Raw genomic sequence first — 4,407 nt, 5'->3', positions numbered from 1 at the left:
CCCCGAAGATTTGCGGTCGAGGTCGATGACGGAGCGCGACACGCCCCCTCTCCCGTGCGGGAGAGGGTTGGGGTGAGGGACCAGATCTTTCCGGAGAAGTCGCATCCCTCACCCTGTCCCTCTCCCGTGCGGGAGAGGGACAGGGTGAGGGATGCGCCGTATCCGGACAGACCTGGCCCCTCACCCCAGCCCTCTCCCGCACGGGAGAGGGAGTCCGTCGCGTCTTACTGACGCCGATGTGCGCCTCACAGCGAGGGAGGACCGAGCGTCCGTCGGACCGCCGCCCGCCCCCAGCAAATAACCCTCACCGCCCCCAGCGCAGCACCAGCGCATCGTTGCGCCGGGCCAATTCGATCAGCGCCGCGCGGGTATCCGGGTGGAGCGGCTGGAGCGGCAGGCGGGCGGTCTCGTGGGCGATGATGCCGCCCTCGGCCATCAGCGCCTTGCAGGCCAGGAGCCCGCATTGCCGGTTCTCGTGGTTGATCAGCGGCAGCCAGCGCGCGTAGGCGTCGAGCGCCTCGCTCCGGCGGCCGGCCGCGTAGGCGTCGGTGATCTGGCGGATGCCGTCCGGATAGGCGCCGCCGGTCATCGCCCCGGTGGCGCCGGCATCGAGGTCGGCCATCAGGGTGATCGCCTCCTCGCCGTCCCAGGGGCCGACCACCGCGTCGCCGCCCTGCGCGATCAGCTCGCGTAGCTTGCCGGCGGCTCCGGGGGTCTCGATCTTGAAGTAGGAGACGTGCTCGATCTCCCGGGCCATGCGGGCCAGGAACGCGGCCGAGAGCGGCGTGCCGGCCACCGGGGCGTCCTGGATCATGATCGGGATCGCGATCGCGTCCGAGACGCCGCGGAAGAAGTCGTAGACGCCGATGTCCGGCACCCGGATCGTAGCGCCGTGATAGGGCGGCATGACCATCACCATGGCGGCCCCGGCTTCTTGCGCCCGGCGGGAGCGCTCGGCGCAGACCTGCGTGGCGAAATGGGTGGTCGTGACGATCACCGGCACCCGGCCGGCGACGTGGTCGAGCACCGCGTCCATCACGGTCTCGCGCTCGGCGTCGGTGAGGACGAACTGCTCGGAGAAGTTGGCTAAGATGCAGAGGCCGTGGCTCCCGGCGTCGATCATGAAGTCGATCGCCCGGCGCTGTCCGTCGAGATCGAGGGCGCCCGCGGCGTCGAACACCGTGGGGGCGACCGGGAAGACGCCCCGGTAGGGCTGGGCAGGCGAGCTCATGCGCGATCCTCCGCCGGGGCGCCCCCCCGGCTCACAACGATAGACCATTCCGCGCCGCCACCGGGACGAGAGGCCAGCCCCGGATCGGCACCACGCCGGCACTGTGCCGAAGGATCATCCGAGATCAACACCCGTCCCGGCGCCGGCTCGACAAAAGCCGCGCTGTGTTTGCGATCCGCCCGGGCCGGCCGCGCAAGCCTTGGGCGGCAGGGACAACCCGGTCCGGCCGCCGGAAATCTTATTCCCTATCCACAACAGAGGCGTTTGATCATCACCCGGTCATGCCGGAACCGCACAGCGGGGTCCGGGAACCGGAAACATCAGTCGATCAAGGTCTTGCGCCGTCGAGGCCCGGTGTTCCCGACGATCCGGCCGTCCGGGGCGGGGCGCGCCTCCGAAGACGCAAACACCTGGACCGGTGCGGCCAGCCGGAAGACTCTGCTTTCGGGCGACGGCGCCGCCCCGACACGGCGTAGGCGCCGTGCGCCCCGCTTGGTATAGGACACGCGGCCCGGCCCGGTCGGCGACGACGCGGCGACGAGCCACCCCGGACCTCCGATCCGCGCGTCGCGACAGAGTCGTCCTGGACGATCTTGCCGGACGGGCGAGCGGGATCGGGGTCCGTGATTTCAACGCTTTCGCCCTGGAGTTCGTCGTGATGCGTCTTGTCCCCGCCGCCCGCGCGGCCGTCTTCGCCGCGGCCGCCCTGCTCCTCGGCGTCTCCGCGCGGGCCGACGACCTCGACGCGATCCGGGCCGCCAAGACCCTGCGGATCGGCACCGAGGGGACCTACGCGCCGTTCTCCTTCCACGACGCCTCCGGGGCGCTGGTCGGCTTCGACGTGGAGATCGGCCGCAAGGTGGCGGAAAAACTCGGCGTCGCGCCGCAATTCCTCGAAGGCAAGTGGGACGGCCTGATCGCCGGGCTCGACGCCAAGCGCTACGACGTGGTGATCAACCAGGTCGGCATCACCAAGGAGCGCCAGGCGAAGTTCGACTTCTCCGAGCCCTATATCCGCTCCCGGGCGGTGCTGATCACCCGGGCCGACACCGGCACGATCAAGGGGTTCGCCGACCTCAAGGGCAAGAAGTCCGCCCAGAGCCTGAGCAGCAACTTCGCGCGGCTCGCCACCGAATCCGGGGCCGAGCTGGTCGGCACCGACGGGTTCGACCAGTCGATCCAGCTTGTCATCACCGGCCGCGCCGACGCGACCCTCAACGACAACCTGTCCTTCCTCGACTTCCACAAGCAGAAGCCGAACGCCCCCGTGAAGATCGTGGCCCAGAAGGACGACGCCGACGCGTCCGGCATCCTTCTGCGCAAGAACAACCCCGACCTGAAGGCCGCCCTCGACAAGGCGCTGACCGAGATCAAGGCCGACGGCAGCTACGCGGCGATCGCGCAAAAGTATTTCGGGGCGGACGTTTCGCAGTAGATGCGCGCCCTCCTCTTCTGAGGGCGACGACGTGCCCATATCGGTCCGCGCAGATCGCGACATTCCCCCTCTCCCGAGCGGGAGAGGGTCGGGGTGAGGGACCAGGGTCTTCCGGAGAGGTCGCATCCCTCACCCTGTCCCTCTCCCGCACGGGAGAGGGGACCCACCCCACATCCGGATTCCCTTAACTTCTGCTGGTCGCAGCGGGGCGCGCGCGTGTCACGCCTGGACAGGGCGTCATTCCGAGGCGTGGATGGTCCGCAACGCGGTGCGTGAAGCAGCCCGACCCCGATAGAGCCGGCAAAATCCCGCGCGATCCGCGGCGCAAACCCGTATAGACCGTCGCCCGATCCCGCAGGAAACACCGTCCCGTGCCGCACTGGCTCGACCTCATGCTCCAGTCGCTCGGGCCGCTGCTCGAAGCCTGTCTCCGGTTCACCGTGCCGCTGACGCTCATCGCCTTCGGGCTCGGGCTGAGCCTCGGCCTGGCGGTGGCGCTCGCGCGCCTGTTCGGCCCGCGCCCGGTGGCGGCGCTCGCCTGGACCTATGTCTGGATCTTCCGGGGCACGCCGCTCCTCGTGCAGCTGTTCGTGATCTTCTACGGCCTGCCCAGCGCCGGCATCCTGATCGACGCCTTCCCGGCCGCAGTGATCGGCTTCACGCTCAACGTCGGCGCCTACGCGTCTGAGATCGTGCGCGCCGCCATCGCGTCGATCCCGAAGGGCCAGTGGGAGGCCGCCTACGCCACCGGGATGACCCCCGCCCAGGCCCTGCGCCGCACGATCCTGCCCCAGGCGGGGCGGGTGGCGGTGCCGTCCCTGTCCAACAGCTTCATCGCGCTCGTGAAGGACACCTCGCTCGCCGCCGCGATCACCGTGCCGGAGATGTTCCAGGCGGCCCAGCGCATCGTGGCGGTGACCTACGAGCCGCTGATCCTCTACGCCGAGGCGGCCTTGATCTACCTCGTGCTGTGCTCGGGCCTGTCCTGGCTGCAGGGCGGGCTGGAGCGGCGCCTCGGGCGCTACGGCGGCTACCTGGAGGCGCGCGCGTGATCGCCCTCCAGGCCATCGAGAAGCGGTTCGGCGACACCCCGATCCTGCGCGGCATCGACCTGACGGTGCCGGAGGGGAAGGTCACCGCGCTGATCGGCCCGTCGGGCTCGGGCAAGTCGACCCTGCTGCGCTGCGTGAACCTGCTCGAGATCCCGCAGGCCGGCACGCTGGTGCTCGGCGACCGGCGCCTCACCTTCCGGGCCGGCACGGCGCCTTCCCGGCGGGACCTGCTGGCGGTCCGGCGCCAGACCGGCATGGTGTTCCAGAACTTCCAGCTGTTTCCCCACCGCACGGTGATCGAGAACATTACCGAGGGGCTGATCACGGTCGGCAAATGGCCGAAGGCCGCGGCCCGGGTCCGGGCGCTGGAATTGCTGGAGCGGGTCGGCCTCGCGCAGAAGGCGGAGGCGTGGCCGGCGAGCCTGTCGGGCGGCCAGCAGCAGCGGGTGGCGATCGCCCGGGCGCTCGCCCCCTCCCCGCGCCTGCTGCTGTGCGACGAGCCGACCTCCGCGCTCGATCCCGAACTCGCCGCCGAGGTGGTGGACGTGCTGGCCGGCCTCGCCCGCGAGGGCATGACCATGCTGATGGCGACCCACGACCTGCGCCTCGCCCGGCGGGTCGCCGACGCGGTGGCGTTCCTCGACGGCGGCACGCTGGTGGAGCAGGGACCGCCGGCCGAGCTGTTCGCC

The 4,407-nt window shown here is 70.5% G+C and carries 4 protein-coding genes; 3 read left to right on the top strand and 1 reads right to left on the bottom strand.

Annotation, left to right across the window (positions count from 1 at the left end):
• Positions 1 to 304: 304 nt before the first annotated feature.
• On the bottom strand, positions 305 to 1,231 hold the full coding sequence (locus FV228_RS21460; RefSeq protein WP_147856462.1) for a dihydrodipicolinate synthase family protein: 927 nt from the start codon (positions 1,229 to 1,231) through the stop codon (positions 305 to 307).
• A gap of 658 nt (positions 1,232 to 1,889) precedes the next feature.
• Here FV228_RS21460 and FV228_RS21455 point away from each other — a divergent pair.
• The 3 genes from FV228_RS21455 to FV228_RS21440 form a co-directional block, all read left to right on the top strand.
• Complete coding sequence (locus tag FV228_RS21455) at positions 1,890 to 2,666, top strand: amino acid ABC transporter substrate-binding protein (RefSeq protein WP_147856463.1); 777 nt, start codon at positions 1,890 to 1,892, stop codon at positions 2,664 to 2,666.
• 371 nt (positions 2,667 to 3,037) lie between these two features.
• Complete coding sequence (locus FV228_RS21445) at positions 3,038 to 3,718, top strand: amino acid ABC transporter permease (RefSeq protein WP_147856460.1); 681 nt, start codon at positions 3,038 to 3,040, stop codon at positions 3,716 to 3,718.
• Positions 3,715 to 4,407, top strand: a 693-nt coding sequence (locus FV228_RS21440; RefSeq protein WP_147856459.1) for an amino acid ABC transporter ATP-binding protein, incomplete at its 3' end; no start/stop codon positions are given. The genes FV228_RS21445 and FV228_RS21440, both read left to right, overlap by 4 nt.

Origin of the sequence: Methylobacterium sp. WL18 (assembly GCF_008040015.1) — a bacterium.
In the GTDB taxonomy this organism is placed as follows: Bacteria; Pseudomonadota; Alphaproteobacteria; order Rhizobiales; family Beijerinckiaceae; genus Methylobacterium; species Methylobacterium mesophilicum.
This window is presented reverse-complemented; position numbering and strand designations above follow the sequence as displayed.

Excerpts from the sequence above, each read along its gene's own strand:
- FV228_RS21460 (WP_147856462.1), bottom strand. The coding sequence starts at position 1,231 with ATGAGCTCGCCTGCCCAGCCCTACCGGGGCGTCTTCCCGGTCGCCCCC.
- FV228_RS21455 (WP_147856463.1), top strand. The coding sequence starts at position 1,890 with ATGCGTCTTGTCCCCGCCGCCCGCGCGGCCGTCTTCGCCGCGGCCGCC.